Annotated in this window: 17 protein-coding genes; 7 read left to right on the top strand and 10 right to left on the bottom strand. The window is 71.9% G+C overall.

Going from position 1 to position 16,620, the window contains the following annotated elements; translation table 11 throughout:
- Window positions 1-113: 113 nt before the first annotated feature.
- From ACWC09_RS35875 to ACWC09_RS35845, 7 genes are all read left to right on the top strand, one after another.
- Window positions 114-464, top strand: a complete 351-nt coding sequence (locus ACWC09_RS35875) for an ArsR/SmtB family transcription factor (RefSeq protein WP_450855179.1) — start codon at window positions 114-116, stop codon at window positions 462-464.
- A 92-nt stretch (window positions 465-556) separates the two neighbouring features.
- On the top strand, window positions 557-1,039 hold the full coding sequence (locus ACWC09_RS35870; RefSeq protein ID WP_450855178.1) for an NADH-quinone oxidoreductase subunit B family protein: 483 nt from the start codon (window positions 557-559) through the stop codon (window positions 1,037-1,039).
- Complete coding sequence (locus ACWC09_RS35865) at window positions 1,036-3,069, top strand: proton-conducting transporter transmembrane domain-containing protein (protein WP_450855177.1); 2,034 nt, start codon at window positions 1,036-1,038, stop codon at window positions 3,067-3,069. Before ACWC09_RS35870 ends, ACWC09_RS35865 begins: the two co-directional genes overlap by 4 nt.
- A 10-nt stretch (window positions 3,070-3,079) precedes the next feature.
- Complete coding sequence (locus ACWC09_RS35860) at window positions 3,080-4,036, top strand: respiratory chain complex I subunit 1 family protein (protein ID WP_450855175.1); 957 nt, start codon at window positions 3,080-3,082, stop codon at window positions 4,034-4,036.
- Complete coding sequence (locus ACWC09_RS35855; RefSeq protein WP_450855173.1) at window positions 4,033-4,713, top strand: hypothetical protein; 681 nt, start codon at window positions 4,033-4,035, stop codon at window positions 4,711-4,713. The genes ACWC09_RS35860 and ACWC09_RS35855 overlap by 4 nt, the downstream gene beginning before the upstream one ends.
- A complete protein-coding gene (locus ACWC09_RS35850) occupies window positions 4,713-6,287 on the top strand; it encodes a proton-conducting transporter transmembrane domain-containing protein (RefSeq protein WP_450855171.1) in 1,575 nt (524 codons plus the stop codon). Before ACWC09_RS35855 ends, ACWC09_RS35850 begins: the two co-directional genes overlap by 1 nt.
- A gap of 4 nt (window positions 6,288-6,291) precedes the next feature.
- The gene (locus tag ACWC09_RS35845; protein WP_450855170.1) at window positions 6,292-7,773 is read left to right on the top strand and encodes a hydrogenase large subunit; all 1,482 of its coding nucleotides are present in this window, start codon (window positions 6,292-6,294) and stop codon (window positions 7,771-7,773) included.
- A gap of 53 nt (window positions 7,774-7,826) precedes the next feature.
- On the opposite strand, the gene ACWC09_RS35840 is transcribed toward ACWC09_RS35845, so the two are convergent.
- From ACWC09_RS35840 to ACWC09_RS35795, 10 genes are all read right to left on the bottom strand, one after another.
- The gene (locus ACWC09_RS35840) at window positions 7,827-8,006 is read right to left on the bottom strand and encodes a DUF6126 family protein (protein ID WP_450855168.1); all 180 of its coding nucleotides are present in this window, start codon (window positions 8,004-8,006) and stop codon (window positions 7,827-7,829) included.
- Between the two features lie 35 nt (window positions 8,007-8,041).
- Window positions 8,042-8,515, bottom strand: coding sequence for an ATP-binding protein (locus tag ACWC09_RS35835; RefSeq protein WP_450855167.1), 474 nt, complete (start codon window positions 8,513-8,515; stop codon window positions 8,042-8,044).
- On the bottom strand, window positions 8,512-8,850 hold the full coding sequence (locus tag ACWC09_RS35830; protein ID WP_450855165.1) for an ArsR/SmtB family transcription factor: 339 nt from the start codon (window positions 8,848-8,850) through the stop codon (window positions 8,512-8,514). The genes ACWC09_RS35835 and ACWC09_RS35830 overlap by 4 nt, the downstream gene beginning before the upstream one ends.
- Before the next feature lie 5 nt (window positions 8,851-8,855).
- Window positions 8,856-9,062, bottom strand: coding sequence for a hypothetical protein (locus ACWC09_RS35825; protein ID WP_450855164.1), 207 nt, complete (start codon window positions 9,060-9,062; stop codon window positions 8,856-8,858).
- Window positions 9,063-9,269: 207 nt separating this feature from the next.
- Complete coding sequence (locus ACWC09_RS35820; RefSeq protein ID WP_450855163.1) at window positions 9,270-10,058, bottom strand: G1 family glutamic endopeptidase; 789 nt, start codon at window positions 10,056-10,058, stop codon at window positions 9,270-9,272.
- Between the two features lie 27 nt (window positions 10,059-10,085).
- A complete protein-coding gene (locus ACWC09_RS35815) occupies window positions 10,086-12,434 on the bottom strand; it encodes an RNA polymerase sigma factor (RefSeq protein ID WP_450855162.1) in 2,349 nt (782 codons plus the stop codon).
- A 117-nt stretch (window positions 12,435-12,551) separates the two neighbouring features.
- Window positions 12,552-15,023 (bottom strand): pectinesterase family protein, encoded by a 2,472-nt coding sequence (locus ACWC09_RS35810; RefSeq protein ID WP_450855160.1) that lies wholly within the window; start codon window positions 15,021-15,023, stop codon window positions 12,552-12,554.
- 108 nt (window positions 15,024-15,131) lie between these two features.
- Entirely contained in the window at window positions 15,132-15,368 is a 237-nt protein-coding gene (locus tag ACWC09_RS35805) for a hypothetical protein (RefSeq protein ID WP_450855159.1), read from the bottom strand.
- 426 nt (window positions 15,369-15,794) lie between these two features.
- On the bottom strand, window positions 15,795-16,241 hold the full coding sequence (locus tag ACWC09_RS35800) for a PIN domain-containing protein (RefSeq protein ID WP_450855157.1): 447 nt from the start codon (window positions 16,239-16,241) through the stop codon (window positions 15,795-15,797).
- Window positions 16,238-16,480 (bottom strand): type II toxin-antitoxin system Phd/YefM family antitoxin, encoded by a 243-nt coding sequence (locus ACWC09_RS35795; RefSeq protein WP_073757835.1) that lies wholly within the window; start codon window positions 16,478-16,480, stop codon window positions 16,238-16,240. Before ACWC09_RS35795 ends, ACWC09_RS35800 begins: the two co-directional genes overlap by 4 nt.
- Between the last annotated feature and the right edge of the window lie 140 nt (window positions 16,481-16,620).

Below are 16,620 nucleotides of genomic sequence, written 5' to 3'. Positions count from 1 at the left end.
TGATGCTGAATTGCATAATTTAGCAATTGGTTAGATGCTATGTTGACTGCACTCGTAAGTAGGGAAGCCGAGGAGTCGTGTCCGTTCCGCTGTACGGGGGAGGAGAAGGCCCGGTGAGTACGCCGCTGTACCAGCTGAAGGCCGAGTTCTTCAAAACCCTCGGCCACCCCGCGCGAATACGTGTCCTGGAGCTTCTGAGCGAGCGCGAGCACGCGGTCGCGGAGATGCTGCCCGAAGTCGGTATCGAGGCCGCGCATCTGTCGCAGCAGCTGGCCGTGCTGCGCCGGGCCAACCTGGTCGTGACCCGCAAGGAGGGCTCGACCGTGTACTACTCGCTGACCAGCCCGCACCTCGCGGAGCTGCTGCGGGTGGCCCGCACCATTCTGTCCGGGGTGCTGGCCGGGCAGGCCGAACTCCTCGCCGACCTGCAGGCAGCGCAGGGGAAGGCGAAGCCGCCGTCGTGACGACGGCCCTCGAACGGCGGCCACCTCCTGGGAGCTGGACAGCACTCCGTGGTGCAGGGGGTGGCCGCCCTCACCGTGTCAGGGAGGGGCTCATGGGCCTGTTGCGCAAGATCCGCACCACCGGCCGGGTGGCCGAGCCGGCACCGCCGCGCCCGGAGGGGGAACAACTCTCCGCGGCCAAGGAGTTGGGCGGTTCGGTGCAGGTGCGGTGCGTGGACGCGGGTTCCTGCAACGGCTGCGAGATCGAGATCGCGGCGGCCTTCAACCCGGTGTACGACGCCGAACGGTACGGCGCCCGCCTGGTGGCCTCGCCCCGGCACGCCGACGTGGCGCTGGTGACCGGGCCGGTGACCCGGAACATGGCCGAGCCGCTGCGCCGCACCGTCGCCGCGATGGGCGAACCGAAGCTGGTGGTCGCGGTGGGCGACTGTGCGATCGACTGCGGTGAGTTCGCCGGCGGTTACGGCGTCGAGGGCGCCGTCGCCGACGTCGTACCGGTGGATCTGGCCGTGCCCGGGTGCCCGCCGGAGCCGGACGAGATCGTCGCGGCGCTCAGGAGAGTGACCGGACGGTGAGCGTGATCCCGGCCGCCCTCGCGACGGCCACCGCACTGGCCGGGGCGGGCGCGCCGGCCGGGTTCGTGCTGCCGTACCGGTTGCGCATCCCGGTCGTCGGACTCCTGACGGCGGGCGTGGGGGTGAGCGGTGGTGCGGCGGGTGTGGCAGCGCTGGGCGGCAGCCGCTGGGTGGCCACGTTCCCGGGAATGCTGCCGCTGGCCGGGGTGCATATGGCGGTGGATGCGCTGGCGGGCCTGTTCATGGCGGTGTCGGGAGCGGTCGTGGTCGCGGTCGCCGTGTACGGCATCGGGTACGCGGCCGGGCACGGGGCGCACGGCCTGGGATCGCGTACGGCGCAGGCGGTGCTGCCGCTGTTCGCACTCACCCTGGTGTCGGTGCCGGTGGCGGCGTCGGTGTCCACGTTCCTGGCGCTGTGGGAGCTGATGGCGCTGGCCTCGCTGCTGCTGGTGCTCGCCGAGCATCGGGAGCGGACCTCGGTGCGGCAGGCCGGTGTCTGGTACGCGGTGATGACGCACCTCGGCCTGGTGCTGCTGCTGGCAGGGTTCGCCCTGTTCGCGGCGCAGGCGGGCGGGGAGACCTTCGCCGCGCTGCGGGCGGGCGCGTCCACCGTCTCGCCGACGGTGCGCGGGCTGGTGTTCGTGCTGGTGGCGCTCGCGTTCACGTCGAAGGCGGGTGCGGTGCCGCTGCACGCCTGGTTGCCGCGGGCGCATCCCGAAGCGCCCAGTCCCGTCTCGGCGTTGATGAGCGCCGCCATGGTCAATCTCGGTGTCTACGGCCTGGTACGGACCGGGCTCGATCTGCTGGCCGGCGGTCCGGCCTGGTGGTGGCTGGCGCTGATGACGGTCGGTGGGGCCAGCGCGGTGTACGGGATCCTGCAGGCCGCGATGGCCTCCGATCTCAAGCGGCTGCTGGCGTACTCGACTTCGGAGAACATGGGGCTGGTCCTGATCGGGGTCGGGGCGTCCGGACTGTTCGCCGCCTACGATGACCGGCCGCTGGCCGCGCTGGCCCTGGCGGCGGCTCTGCTGCACGTGGTCAACCACTCCGCGTTCAAGGCCCTGTTGTTCTGCGCCGCCGGGTCGGTGCTCAGGACCACCGGCCTGCGGGACCTCGACCGGCTCGGCGGGCTGCGTTCCCGTATGCCGGTCACCGCCGCCCTGTTCGCGCTGGCCGCTCTCGGCGCGGTGGCACTGCCGCCGGGCAACGGGTTCATCAGCGAGTGGCTGCTGCTCCAGTCCCTGATCCACGGGCTCCAGGTGCCGGGCGTCGCGGTGGCCGTCGTGCTCCCGCTGTCGGTGGCGCTGATCGCCCTGTCGGCCGGCATCGCCGCGGCCGCGTTCGTCAAGGCGCTCGGGGTCGGCTTCTTCGCCCGCCCGCGCAGTGAGCAGGCCGCCTCGGCCAAGGAAGCGCCTGTCCTCATGCTGGCCGGGATGACGCTGCTCGGGGCGGCGTGCACGGCGCTGGCGCTGGTACCGGGGCTGCTGGGTGACGCGCTGGACCGGGCCGTGGCCGCGGTCGGTCTGCCGGGCAGCGGCGCGGTGTCGGCCGACGGGCTGAAGGTGCGGCTCGCGGACGTGTCGGCGACGCTGTCCCCGCTGTGGGTGGTGGCCGCCCTCACCGCGGCGATCCTGCTCGCTGTCGGCCTGCCCAGGTTGTACGGGCGTCGGCGGCGCCGAGTGAACGCCCGGCTGTGGGACTGCGGCGGCGGGGCACCGACCCCGCGCATGGCCTACACCGCGACCTCGTTCGCCGAGCCGTTGCAGCGGGTGTTCGACGACGTCCTCGCCCCGGAGCAGGACGTGAACGTCACGCCGGTGCGGGAGTCGGCGTACCTGGTGGAGCGGGTGCGTTTCCAGCGACGGGTACCCGACCGGATCGAACACCGCCTGTATGAACCGGTGTTGCGCTCGCTGGCCGGCGTGGGGCAGGCGGCCCGTCGGCTGGCGGGCGGCAGCGTCCACCTCTATCTCGGCTACGGCTTCGCCGGCCTGGTCGTCCTGCTGTTGGTCCTGGCGGTGGGCTGGTGAGAGCGAACAGATGAGTGCTGTCGGATATGCGGCCGTGGCCGGCCAGATCCTCGTGGTCGGTGCCGGGGCGCCGCTGCTGACCGGGTGGATGCGCCAGGTACGGGCGCGGCTGGAGGGCCGGGCCGGGGCCGGGGTGCTCCAGCCCTGGCGGGACCTGCGCAAGCTGCTGCGCAAGGAACCGATCACCCCGGTGGGCACCGGGCCCGCCTTCCGTGCCGCCCCGGCCCTGCTGGTCGCCACCACCGCGGTCGCCGCCGCCCTGGTGCCGTTGCTGTCCACCGACACCGCGGTCAGCGGGCACGCCGACCTCATCGTGGTGGTGGCCCTGATCGCGCTCGGCACCCTGGCGCTGGCCCTGGCCGGGCTGGACACCGGCACCGCGTTCGGCGGGATGGGCGCCTCCCGGGAGATGACGGTGGCCGCGCTGGTGGAACCGACCCTCCTGCTGTCGGTCTTCGCCCTGTCGATTCCGGCCGGGACGACCAACATCCCGGCCATCGTCGACGGCGCGGTCCACGAGCCGGCGCGCCTGGCCTCGCCGGCCGGTCTGCTGGCGACCACCGCGCTCGCCGTCGCCGTGCTCGCGGAGACCGGGCGGATTCCGGTGGACAACCCCTCCACCCACCTCGAACTGACCATGATTCACGAGGCGATGGTGCTCGAATACGCCGGCCCGGACCTGGCGCTCGTCGAACTCGGCGCCCAGATGCGGCTCACCCTGCTGCTCGGCCTGCTGTCCTCCCTGTTCGTGCCCTGGGGCATCGCCACCACCGCCTCCTGGGCCGCGCTCGTCGTGGCGCTGGTGCTGTTCGCGGCGAAACTCGTCCTGCTGGGCGCGGTGCTGGCGGCGGCCGAGGTGTTCTGGGCCAAGGTCCGGCTGTTCCGGGTGCCCGAGCTCCTCGCCGGATCTTTCCTGTTGGCGCTGCTCGCGGTGACCGCCTCCTACTTCCTGAACGGCACCTCATGAGCGGCGGCCTGTACACCCAGCTCCTCGACCTGGCCTGCGGCGCCTTCCTGCTGGCGGCCGTGATCGTACTGTGGCGGCGCGAACTGGCGGCGATCGTGCGGGTGTTCGCCCTGCAGGGCCTCGCACTCGCGGCCATCGCCGTGCTGCTCGGCGCGCACGAGCGGCGGTGGGACCTGGTCGGCGTCGGGATCGGTATCGGGCTGCTGCGGGCGGGCGTGCTGCCGTATCTGATGCGCCGTGCCCTGGCCGCGCTCGCCGCCGACCGCGCACACAGCGAGGAGGTACGCGAGACGCGGCCGCTGGTCAACGTCGCCGCATCCCTGCTGACCGCGGCCCTGCTGACCCTGCTGGCCTACGCGGTGGCCCGCCCGCTGACCCAGCTGAACCCGACCTCCGCCACCCGCGCCCTGCCCGTCGGCCTCGCGGTCGTCCTGATCGGCTTCTTCGTCCTGGTGACCCGTCGGCGGGCGCTCGCCCAGGTGGTCGGCTTCCTGCTGCTGGACAACGGCATCACCGCCACGGCGTTCCTGGCCACCTCCGGGGTGCCGCTGATCGTCGAACTCGGCGTCTCCTTCGACGTGTTGCTGGCGGTCCTGGTGCTGCAGATCCTCACCACCCGGATGCGGGAGGCGTTCGGCACCACCGACATCGACGACCTGCGGGAGCTGCACGACTGATGAACGCCACGGTTCTGCTGACCGCGCCGGCCACCGTGCCCATGGTGGTCGCCGGAGCGTACGCCCTGGCGGGGCTGCGCACCCGCTCGACCCCCGCGGCGTCCGTCATGGCCGAAGCGCGGACTTCCGCCCAGGGCACCGTGTTGGTGGCGGAGGAACCCGAGCCGGACCGGCCGGCGCAGCGGTCCCCGTCCGGCTGGGCCGCGCTCGTCTCGCCCGCGGTGATCCTCGCCTGCGGCAGCCTCCTCGCGGCGGCCGTCGTGCACGACGGCCCCCGGACCGCGTACTCCGGCCTCCTGCGCGCGGACGCGCTGACCGCCTGGCTGCTGCTCGTGGTCGGCGCCGTCGCACTCATCGCCTGCGGCTCGGCGCCCGCGTATCTGGCGGGTGAGCGGACCGCCGGGCGGGCGAGCGAGCAGACCGTGTGGCGCTACCACTTCCTCGTTCAGGCGTTCCTGGCCGCGATGTGCCTGGCCGTGGTCACCGCCAACCTCGGCGTGTTGTGGGTGGCCATCGAGGCCACCACCATCGTCACCGCCTTCCTCGTCGGCCATCGCCGCACCCGGACCTCGGTGGAGGCCGCCTGGAAGTATGTGGTGATCTGCTCGGCCGGCATCGCCCTCGCCTTCCTCGGCACCGTCCTGATCTACTACGCGGCCCGGCAGGCGGGCATCGCCGAGGCGTGGGCGCTGGACTGGCCCACCCTCGTCGCCCGTGCCGACCGCCTGGACCCGGCCGTCACCCGGCTCGGCATCACCCTGATCGTCCTCGGCTTCGGCGCCAAGGCCGGCCTGATCCCCCTGCACGCCTGGCTCCCCGACGCTCACAGCCAGGCCCCCGCGCCGGTCTCCGCGCTGATGTCCGGCGTCCTGCTGTCGGTCGCCTTCACCGCGATCCTGCGCTACCGGGTCATCGCCGACGCCGCCCTCGGCCCCGGCTTCACCCAGCTCCTGCTGGCCGCCGTCGCCCTGCTCACCCTCGCGCTCGCCGCCGGTCTGCTGCTCGCCCAGCGCGACTACAAACGGATGCTGGCCTACTCGTCCATGGAGCACATGAGCCTGATCGCGCTGGCCGCGGCGATCGGCAGCCCGCTCGCCCTGTCCGCCGCCCTGCTGCACATCGCCGGCCACGGGCTCGCCAAGTCGGTCGCCTTCTGCGCCTCCGGCCGGATCCTGCAGCTCACCGGCACGGCGCGGATCGGACGGGTACGGGGGCTGCTGGCCGGTGCCCCCGCGACGGCCGGGGCGTTCGGGCTCGCGGTGGTGGCGCTGGCGGCGTTTCCGCCCTTCAGTCTCTTCGCCTCCGAACTGGGCATCGCCCGCGCCGGGTTCGCGGCCGGTGCCGCCCTTGCCTGGGCCACGGCGGCGGCCCTGCTGCTCGTCCTGGTGGCCTTCGCCGCGCTGGCCGCCCGCACGGCCCGGATGCTGCTCGGGCCCGGATCCCCGGGCGAGGAGAGTCCGTCCGGACTCGGGCCGCTGGTCCTGGGCCTGGCCGCCTGCGCCGCCCTGGGCGTCACCCTCGGTCCGCTCACCGACCTGCTGCACGCCGCCGCCCATGCGATCGGAGGCCAGTGACACGATGCGCAAGACCTATCAGAGCAGTGCCGTCACCCTGCCCCAGCACGCCGAGAACCTGCTCACCCGGGGACACCGGCTCGCCCTGGTCGCCGCACACCTCGATGAGGCCGGGCCACGCGTGGTGTACCTGTTCACCTCAGGCCCGCCCGATACACGGGTGGAGCTCCACATCCGCCTCGACCCCGACCGTCCGGAAGTGCCGACGCTGGCCCATCTCTCCTTCGCGGCGGGCCGGTTCGAGCGGGAGATGCGCGACCTGTTCGGCATCGTCCCCCAGGGCCACCCCCTCCCGCGCCGCCTGGTGCGCCACTTCCACTGGCCGCGCGGCTGGTACCCGATGCGCCCCGACGCCGGACCACCCCCGGCCTTCGGCGAGCAGGAGGGCCCGTACCCCTTCCTGGAGGTGGAAGGCGACGGCGTCTACGAGATCCCGGTCGGCCCGGTGCACGCCGGACTGATCGAACCCGGCCACTTCCGCTTCTCCGTCGTCGGCGAGACCATCCTCAAGCTCAAGGCCCGCCTCTGGTTCGTCCACAAGGGAATCGAGAAGCTCTTCGAGGGACGTTCGGTCGCCGCCGGCCTGCCGCTCGCCGAACGCATCAGCGGTGACACGGCCGTGGGTCACGCCCTCGCATACTGCCTGGCCGTCGAGGAGGCCACCGGCACGGAGGTTCCGGAACAGGCCCGGCGTGCCCGCGCCCTCCTCCTCGAACTGGAGCGCGTCCACAACCACGTCGCCGACCTCGGCATGCTCTGCAACGACGTCGGCCACGGCATCCTCAACACCCACGCCCAGCGCGTCCGCGAACAACTCCTGCGCCTCAACCAGGAGATCACCGGCCACCGGCTGCTCCGCGGAGGCGTCGTCCCCGGCGGCGCCGCTCTGCGCGCCCTGCCGGAACCGGCCCGGCTGAAGGCGATCGGCGAGGACATCCGGGAGATCGCCGGCCTCGCCCTCGGCCACCCCACGATCCGCGACCGCTTCACCGGCACCGCGATCCTGCACACCGCGGCCGCCCAGGAGATCGGCTGCCTCGGCTACGTCGCCCGCGCCAGCGGCATCGCCGCCGACGCCCGCATCACCCACCCCTTCACCGGATACGGCGACCGGCTCGCCGTATCCGTCCACGACACCGGCGACGTCCTGGCCCGCTTCCTCGTCCGCGCCGAGGAGATCGACGTCTCCCTCGCCCTGATCGAGCAGTTCGGTGAAGGCCTGGACGCCCCCGGAGCGGTACTGGCGCCCCAGCCGCCGCCCGGCGCGGGCCCGAGCAGCGGGGTGGGTCTGGTCGAGGGCTGGCGCGGCACCATCGCCACCCGCGTCGAACTCGCCCCCGACGGCACCCTGGCCCGCGTCAAGCCGGTCGACCCGTCCTTCTTCAACTGGCCGGCCCTGCCGGTCGCGCTGGCGGACACGATCGTCCCGGACTTCCCGCTGACCAACAAGAGCTTCAACCTGTCGTACGCGGGCAACGACCTCTGAACGCCTCGGAGACCGCCCTCAGGGCGTGCGGATGCCCCGGGGATCGTGCCGGGTCACTTGTGTGCGTGCTCACCCAGGTAGAAGAGCAGCCACACGAACCCCGCGAAGAGATGCGTGCCGAAGATGTAGAAGCCCGCCCGGATCGCGACACCGCGCTCGATGTGCCACTCCCGGTCCCTGGTCTTCTGCCCGCGCTGCTTGTCGTCGGGCTGGTCGCCCGCTTCGTCGCCCACCGTGTCCTCTCCCTGTTCCCTCTGAAGTCCACGCCCTACGACGGCATGCTGAACCGCACGAGGACGACCTTGCCGTCATGGTCGACGGCGGGCTCCGCGCTCACGTCGCCGTCGTAGTCGGCAGCCAGCTCAGCGATCATCCGCAGCCCCGCGCCCATGCCCGCCTCGCTGAGATCCGGCAGCGTCGGCTCGGCGTCCGCGACGCTGATGACCAACTGCCGAGCCCCGACCGTGATCCCCACGTCCAACACCGGCGACCGAGGAGCGTGCCGCAGCACGTTCACCACCAGCTCGCTGGTCACCAGCAGCACCGCGTCCGCGAACGCGGAGGCCGGCGCCACCCCGGCAGCGGGAAGGTGCTCGGCCACCGCTTCCCGGGCACGCCGCACCGCCTCGGGCCCCGGCCGGAACGAGGCAACATGGCGCCGCACCGCGGGCAGCGCATGCTCGACCGCCGCGACCGGCCTGCCGTGCCGCCAGGGCATCGGGAACCCGCCGCTGCCGCTCAACGCGCCGGCCCCGAGGCGCGCAGCTCGTCCAGCAGGTCCTGCCGGCCGGTCAGCAGGGTGGCCAGGATCCGCCGCGCGGCGGCGAGCAGTTCGGCCACGTCGCCGCCGGCCAGCTCGTACACCACCGTCGTCCCGGTGCGCGTGGCGGTCACGATGCCCGAGCGGCGCAGCACGGCGAGCTGCTGGGACAGGTTCGACGGCTCGACCTCGATCTCGGCGAGCAGGTCGCGCACCGGCTTCGGCCCGTCCTGCAGCAGCTCCAGCACTCGTATCCGCACCGGGTGGCCGAGCATCCGGAAGAACTCGGCCTTCGCCTCGTACAACGGAACCGGCATCCCGATCACCCTTCGTCCGACCCTGCCGCCTCGACGTCCAATCCGTGTCTCCGCGCCAGCCGCACCGCGTCATCCAGCTCGTCCTGGGCCACCGCGATCGCGTACGCGTCGTCGGCGGCCACGGCCGCCGCCAGACCGGCCCGCGCCGCATGTACCCGCGTCAGCAGTGCCTCGGCGACTTCGCTCACTCCGACCTCCAGGCTTGGGATCATCTAGCCTCCACGGCAACTGACAAATTGAAGAACTCTTCAATTATACGGCCGGGCACGGTCGGCGACAGTCCCCCAGACCTGGCCGCCGGCGCCGGAACCGTCAGCGTCGGACAGAAGCCGCGCGCAGAGTGCTGGAGGAGACGGTCGACCCTTCTATGGACGGCTTGACCCGGGCTTCCCTGCGACTCCTCCGGATGAGCGGATCCCTCAGCCGGTGCTGAGCCAGGTGGCGGTGAACCTGCGGCCGCCGTTGGAGAGGGCGGAGATCGTGTCTTCCTGGACGCCGCTCATGTCGGCGAGGTTGCCCGTCCAGAGCGGCCACGAGCCCAGGGGCTTGCCGTTGACGGTGGCGCCGGAGAACGTGACGGAGCCGAAGTCGGTGACGTGGCCGGAGGGGCCGCCGGTGTCGGAGTTGGCCTCGACGATGACGTTCGCGGAGGCCGGGGTGCCTCCCGTGGAGACCTGGGTCTTGTTCTCGGTCCTCGTCCAGCCCCGGGTGATGTCCCGGATGGTGAGGGTGAACTTGTTGTTCCCGTGGTAGGTGACCGAAGCACGCATGTGGTCACCCGGCTTGGTCGGCACGCTCATCGGGACGCCCGCCGCCGGATACATCTCCCACCACGAGTAGTAGTCCGGCGTGGTGCCGTCGCAGTTGGCGGCGGTGCCGGTCTGGGCGATGGTGCCTTTTCCGCTGAGGCCGACCCAGAATCCGGTCTGCTGCTCGCCGCCGCGGCAAGTGGCCGTCGGCTGGATCCAGTTCGCCGAGACCGAGGTGTGGGTTCCGTTGATCGCCGAGTAGCCGGAGCCGAAGTTGTAGGCGGGCTTGGCCTTCGCGGTCTTGGCCGCCGCGGTCCTGCTCTTTGCGCTCTTGGCCGCCGTCGCGTTGCTGGAGGCGTTGGCGAAGCCGGCCACCGCGCACAGCAGGACTGCGGCCGCCCCGCCGCCGACGGCCAGGACGCGGCGGGAACTGCGGCGAGCCCGGTGATGGGTGTCCACGGGATGTGGTCAGCCTCTCGATGGTGGTCAGGGGCGCAGTCGGGCGACGGACAACGTGGTCGTGGCCGGTGAGGCCCCGCCCATCGGCCGGCTGTAGTCGGGGGTGGCCTGGGCGAAGGCCCATACGAGGCTGCCGTCCGGCAGGGCGGCGATGTCGCCGGCGATCCGGGCGCCCACGACCTTGTCCGGAGCGACCGTGTGGCCGGACCAGTCGATCACCCGCAGGTGGGTGCCGGAGAACCGTCCGGTGCAGGTGCCGTCCTTGCAGGACGCGCCGCTGATGCTCTCCCAGGAGACCAGCAGTCGGTTCTTGCCGAACGGGGCGATACGGACGTTCACGTGGTCCGTGCCCGGCTCGTCGGTCAGCGGTACGGGCTTGCCGGCCGGGGTCGAGCCGTTCTTCAGGAAGGCGACCGCCACCTGGTGGGTGGGGGTCCGCGCGGTCACCGACCAGCCCCGCCCGCTGGCGTCCGCGCTGTTCTTGACGGCGGAGGCGGCACCGCGCGAGGCGAACGCCGTCGCGTACCGGCCCGCGGAGGACTTCACCAGCCCGCCGGCGTTCCCGGGGAACGCGCCGCCGCAGTAACCGGCCCAGCACTGCTCCCGCTGCACCACCGGCGCCTCGTCCGGTGCGCCGATCCCGGTCGACACGAACAGGCCCGAGCGCCAGTCGTCGAAGCAGAGGGAGGTGAAGGGCCCGGAGGCCTCCTGGTGCAGGGCGATGCCCTCGTTGTGACTGCATCCCCAGGTCCAGCCGCCGGACAGGGTGGCGCCGGACGGGCCGACGTACGAGAGTTTGTCGCCGTAGTGGCCGTCGGCGAAGCCGCCCGCGCCGTGCACGACGAAGTACGCGCCGTACTTGCTCCCGTTCCACTTCAACTGGCTGTCCAGCACCGGTGAGGTGTCGTTGCTCGCGGCTCCGGTCAGCTTGGTGCGGAAGGCGAGGGCGCCGCCCCGGTAGCGGACCAGGGCGGCCGCCGTGTCGCCCCACTTGTTGCTGTCCGGGACCCTGGTGAGCAGCGCGAACCCGCCGTCGTGCGCCACAAGACCGCCGACCTCACGGGCACCGGACACGACCGTGTCGGGGCCGCTGCGCCGCAACGAGCCCGAGAGCGCGGTGACATGGACTCCGTCGCCGGCCGGCCAGGCCACCCGCAGCGTCCCGTCCGGTGCCGCCTCGGTGTCGACCCGGGTCCACTCCGGGACTTCGTTGTAGCCGGAGGTGAGGTAGGAGAAGGCCGCGGGCAGGGCGAGCTTCGAGATCGTCAGCCCGGGTCCGTGTACCGGAGCCGCCCGTCGCCGGGGCTTGGCGGGGGCCTTGCGCGCGCTGGGCGACGGGGAGGCCGGAGAGCTCAGCACGTGCGTGGCCGCCGGGTGGGAGGCGGGAGCCGCGGCCACTTTCCGGGGTGCGGTGCCGTGGGCCGCGTAGACGACTCCCGCGCCGGCGGCGACGGCCAGCACCGCGCCCACGGCGACGGCCTTGGCCGACGCGGAACCCGCGAAGCGCCCGTGCCCCGCACCATGCCGTCCGCCACGGTGGCGAACGCGGCCGGCCGGCGAAGGCATCGACGCCGCCGCCCACTTGGCCGCGAGCGGCACGGGCACCGGCACCAGGGCCAGCCCGGTCAGCAGCCGTTCGGAGGGGACCAGCCCCTGCCAGTGCGCGGCGCAGGGGACGCAGTCGCGCGTGTGACGGGCGAAACGCTTGCGCCATAGCGGCGACGGGTGCCCGCCCCATCCGCTCGCGAGCTCACCGAGAACGGCGCAGTACTGTACGGCGGCCAGCGCACGCACCACGACACGCGCCGTCTCCAACTGCTGCTTCAGCCGCTGCACTTGCACGGAGACATGCCCGGCCGGCAGTCCAAGGGCGCCGACCAGCTCGGCCCGGCTCAGCTCTCCCGCCGCCTCCAGCCACCACAGCGCGAGCAACTCACGGTCGTCCGCGTCCAGCCACCGCGTGGCCAGCGCGGTCTCGCGCCGCTGATCGGACAGTTCGAGGCGCAGGATGGTCAGATCGACGAAGTCGGCGCCCGGGTCGGCCGCGTCCAGCGAAGCCTCGAACGTCTCGCCGTACGCCACCGGCTGCGCCTGACGGGCCCGCCACCGGTCGCGCACCTGCCGCATCGCGATCGCCACGAGCCACGAGCGGAACGCGGACGGATCACGGAGATCGCCCAGGTGGTCCACCGCGCGGATCAACGTCTCCTGTACGGCGTCGTCCACGTCCTGATGCCCGTCCAGGGCGCGTCCGACGATGTTGTAGACCAGCGGCAGACAGCCGGCCAGCAGTTCGTCGAGGGCCCGCCGGTCCCCGTCCCGTGCCGCCTCCACCAGTGTCCGGTCGACGAGCTCGTCCCGCTCCCCAGTTCGCATTCCTCGCTCCCTGCTCTCTTCTCCGCCCTGCGCGGGCCGTCTCCTGTGCGTCGGTTGCATGGGAGACGGCCCGCGCCGCACCCGGAAAACACAAATCCGCGAAACGAGCCCGAGGGGCTACAGCGCCGGGTAGGCCGGGAAGCTGCACGACGGGACGGAGCCGCCGCCGGAAACCTGGGTCACGGTGACGCCCGTCCCGGACGGGGTGATCGTGCTGTTGTGGACGCCGACCTTCGCGTACGAGGCGGTACTCGCGTTCCGGTCCAGGCTGACGTCGCTCAGGGTCAGCCCGAGCGGGTGGTCGGCGCTGTAGCCGTTGAACACCGAGTGGGCGTTGGACGGCGAGTTCACCGCGCGCAGGCCCGTCACCGTGATGCCGGTGAAGAACGGGATGTGGGAGCCGCTGCCGTTCGCGTAGTGGGTGTCGAAGACGAGCGGGTAACGGACGCCGGTGACGCAGGTGTCGAGGTAGCTGACGTCGGACACCGTGCCCCCGCTCTTGGTGGAGCTCTTGATGCGGATGCCGTTGCTGCTGCCGCTGACGATGCCGGAACTGTCGGTGCCGGCCACGGTGTTGTTCTCCACCAGCACGTTGCTCACCCCGCCGGCCGTCTCGCTGCCGATCGAGATGCCGTGGGTGCCGTAGAAGTGGTTGCCGGCGATGGTGACGTTGCGGACGGCGCTGCCGCCCTTGACGGCGATGCCGTCGTCGCCGTCCTGGATCCAGGAGTCCTTGATGGTGACGTCACTCGCGCCGCCGGGGTCGATGCCGTCGGTGTTGCGCGCGTCGGCCGGGGTCTTGATGCGCACGCCCCAGGCGGTGAAGCCGGTGCCGCCCTGGTAAGTGACGTGGAAGTTGGCCGAGTTGAGCAGGTCGATGTCGTGCAGCGCGAAGTCGTCCGAGTTCTTGACCTGGATCAGTCGCGGGTCCTGCTGGTTCTTGCCCTCCGTCTGGGCCTGCCGGGCCAGCGCCCACCAGGTGGTGGAGGTGCCCAGGATGTCCTGGTCGCCCCGGCCGTCGATCCGCCCCTGGCTGCCGCCGGCCGACCGGACGCCCTCGATGCCCGCATGGGCGCCGGAGACGGAGATCAACGGTACGCAGCCGCCCTCGGCCGCGGACAGCGTGCCGCAGGCCGGTTTGCCCTGCGCCTGGTAGGAAGCGGGATTGCGCGAGCCGTAGAGAGTGACCCCGCTGTCGACGAGCAGCACCTCGCCCTGGTGCACGGTCAACGGCCCGGCGAGGAAGGCGTTGTGGCTGCCGGACGCCTTCAACTCCACGGCCACGGGGGCCGATCCGCTTCCGGTACAGGCGTCCAGCGCGGCCTGCAGGCGGGCGGTGTCCGGCGGGCTCTTCTCCGTCGCGGCGTCGAAGGTGCGCCCGGAGACGGCGAGTTGGGCGGTGACCGTACGGCAGGTGACGGACGGCCGGCGCGGCTCGGTCACGTTCCGGCTGTCACCGGTGGCGAGCCCGGAGGCAGCCGTGTCGGTGGTGGCCGTGGTGGCGGTGGCGGCCGCGGGGTTCCAGCCGTCCTTGCCCGCAAGGTACTTCTTGACGGTGTAGTCGGCCGCCTGCGCGGCGGTGAGCTGCGGCGTACCGGCGTTGACCGCCGCGCCCGCCCCGGTGTCGGCGTATGAATCGAACCGGGCCGACTTCCAGGAGAAGCCGCTCATGTCCGTCCACGGGGTCGCGCTCTTCACGGCGGCGGGCAGCACCGTGTTGCGGAACAGGACCTGGGCGACGGCGGTGGCGGTGGGGTGCCAGGGGCGGCCCAGGTAGTAGGTGTTCGCCTTGGCGGTGCTGCTGACCGTGCTGTTGGCGATGAGGAAGCCGTACTTCTGCGCGGAGTCGGTGTTGGCCGCGGTGATGAAGCCGTTCAGGCCGCCCGCTGCGGCGCCGTTGTCCCGGGCGACGATCGTGTCGTGGTCGAAGACCGCGTCGGCGTCGCCGAAGATGAAGTCGGTGTCGCCGGTGATGCGGTCGTCGTGGAAGTACTGCCGGGTCGGGCTGGTGGTGCTGGGCTCCCAGGCGAGCAGGGTGTCCTGGTGGCCGAGGAAGGCGTCGTTCTCGTAGACCTGCCGGTCGCCCTCGGCGTTCACGGCGACGGCCTGGCCGCCGCTGGCCCCGGGGTGCGCCGCCTTGTCGTAGGAGTTGACGACGGTGACGTTCCTGACCGTGAGGTCCTTGGCGGCGAAGGTCGCCGTGGCGCTGCCCGCGGTGCCCAGTTGGCCGCCGCCGGGCTTCTGCGTCCCGGCCGAGTTGCCGTACGTGATGACGACGTCCGCCGCGTTGCCGGTGGCGCCCTCGATGGTGAGCCCGCTCTTGGCGGCGGGCACGGTGACGACCTCGTGGTACGTCCCCCTGGCGACGGAGATCGTGTCCTTGGGCGAGGCGGCGTCGATCGCCGCCTGGATGGTCCGGTAGGCGGCGCTGCCGTCCGCGGCGACCTTCAGCGTGCGGGCGGAGGCGCTCGGATTCGCCTGGGCGAGCAGGGGGACGCAGGCAAGACCGCCGAGCGCGAGGACGGCGCCGACCGCGAGCGCCGTGCGGCGGGCCGTACGGGAGCGCCGGTGGGACTGATGGGACACCACGGGTGGGCCTTCCACGAGGGGGGAGTGACACCCCCAAGTGGCGCGGTGGGCCTGAAAGGTTGGCGGCTTGGAGAAGCCTTTACGGACTCTTGCCGGCGTCCGCCCCCGCTACTCCGGGCCGTCGAAGGTGACGAAGACCCTCTCCACGGCGCCCCGCGTGAGCGCGACTCGACAGCGCCCTCGGTTCCCTCCGCGGGCACCTCCCTCGACGAACGCCTCGCCGTCACCGTTGAGTGGGGCGGAGACCAGGGCGCCGACGCCATGGCGGAACTCCTCAGCGGGCCCGAACCGCTGCGCCGGGCCGGCCGCATCCCGGACGATGGCGAGCCACTGGATCCGGCTCATGCCGCCCTGTACCGAGGAACCAGTGCCGGCCCGCGGAACGTCCCGGGTCGGCAGCCGTGCCGTCGTCGAAGGACTGTACGGAGCGTTCACAACGCTGCGCCGGGCTAGTGAACGAGGTGCGCCCCACCCGGTCGCGCTACGGGACGGACACCCGCTCACCGGCGAACCGCAGAACGGGGACACCTGGACGTTCTCGTAGAACGTCAACAGCATGGACAACCGCGTCCAACCGGACGCCGCCCACTACCGGGCCCCGAGCATCTACAAGCAAGGATGCTTTCCATGACCGTCAGCGCCGCTTGGGAACGCATTGGCAAGGAGGACGGGCCGTCCTTCGGCGAGAATCCCGTGTTCACCTCGCTGCCCCACTTCTTGGACGGAGTCGCTCAGGCCTTGAGCGACGGAGTCTTCCAAGGGCCGCCGTGACTAGAGATCTTCGGGTAGGAGCCGGAATGCCGGGTGGCCGGTCAGGGGCCGGACCATGCGGAAGTGGTGGTCGGTGGTGAGCACGGCGTCGGTGCGGTAGGCGGCGGCGAGAGCGACGTTCATGGCGTCGGTGAGGCCGATGCCTTTGCCGCCGTCAGCGTCCGCGTAGCCTTCGGCGACCGCGGCTGCCGCGCTCAGGTGAGTGCTGACGGAGGGCACCTCGAAGCGTCGGGTCGCGACGTTACGTTCGATGAAGCGCGCCGCGATCAGGGCCTTCTGGGTTCCGGCACGGGTTGAGATCAGGTAGTCCAGTTCGGCCAGGACCATGGGGGAGACGATGAGGTGGCTGGTTGCTGCCAGGGCCTTCTTGTGTTCCTGGTGGCCGGTGAGTTTCGGGTCGAGCAGCCGGTACAGGCCGTTGGTGTCGGCGACGGTGACCAGGCTCACGCGCCCATCCCCTTGAGGGTGTCCTCGATCTCGTCGTCGGTGAGGTCGGGCAGGCCGAGGTCGGGGAGATCGAGGTCGCCCATGGCATCGGTCGGGTACGGGGGCACCTCGGTGTCGTTTATCGGGACGACCCGTGCGACGGGGGTGCCGTTCTTGGTGACCGTGACGGTCTCGCCGCGGGCTGCTGCGGCGAGGATCTGGGACGACTTCTGGTTGAACTCGCGGGCCGTGGTCTCCATGTAGTACATGTTACTACGCGAGCAATGTGGATCGGTGGCCACCTCGTGCACATGGAGCACGTGGCTGAAGTGCGGGATGCCGGGCGGGTGCGCACCATGGCGATCACCCGTTTTAGGAGTTTTCCCCGGGCGGGGCTTTG

Source organism: Streptomyces sp. NPDC001617, from assembly GCF_053596855.1.
This window is presented reverse-complemented; position numbering and strand designations above follow the sequence as displayed.

What these genes read in the sequence shown, in the direction of transcription:
- ACWC09_RS35795 (WP_073757835.1), bottom strand. Translation starts at nt 16,480, where the DNA reads ATGGAGACCACGGCCCGCGAGTTCAACCAGAAGTCGTCCCAGATCCTC.
- ACWC09_RS35850 (WP_450855171.1), top strand. Translation starts at nt 4,713, where the DNA reads ATGAACGCCACGGTTCTGCTGACCGCGCCGGCCACCGTGCCCATGGTG.
- ACWC09_RS35825 (WP_450855164.1), bottom strand. Translation starts at nt 9,062, where the DNA reads ATGATCCCAAGCCTGGAGGTCGGAGTGAGCGAAGTCGCCGAGGCACTG.
- ACWC09_RS35830 (WP_450855165.1), bottom strand. Translation starts at nt 8,850, where the DNA reads ATGCCGGTTCCGTTGTACGAGGCGAAGGCCGAGTTCTTCCGGATGCTC.
- ACWC09_RS35805 (WP_450855159.1), bottom strand. Translation starts at nt 15,368, where the DNA reads ATGAGCCGGATCCAGTGGCTCGCCATCGTCCGGGATGCGGCCGGCCCG.
- ACWC09_RS35870 (WP_450855178.1), top strand. Translation starts at nt 557, where the DNA reads ATGGGCCTGTTGCGCAAGATCCGCACCACCGGCCGGGTGGCCGAGCCG.
- ACWC09_RS35845 (WP_450855170.1), top strand. Translation starts at nt 6,292, where the DNA reads ATGCGCAAGACCTATCAGAGCAGTGCCGTCACCCTGCCCCAGCACGCC.
- ACWC09_RS35815 (WP_450855162.1), bottom strand. Translation starts at nt 12,434, where the DNA reads ATGCGAACTGGGGAGCGGGACGAGCTCGTCGACCGGACACTGGTGGAG.
- ACWC09_RS35855 (WP_450855173.1), top strand. Translation starts at nt 4,033, where the DNA reads ATGAGCGGCGGCCTGTACACCCAGCTCCTCGACCTGGCCTGCGGCGCC.
- ACWC09_RS35860 (WP_450855175.1), top strand. Translation starts at nt 3,080, where the DNA reads ATGAGTGCTGTCGGATATGCGGCCGTGGCCGGCCAGATCCTCGTGGTC.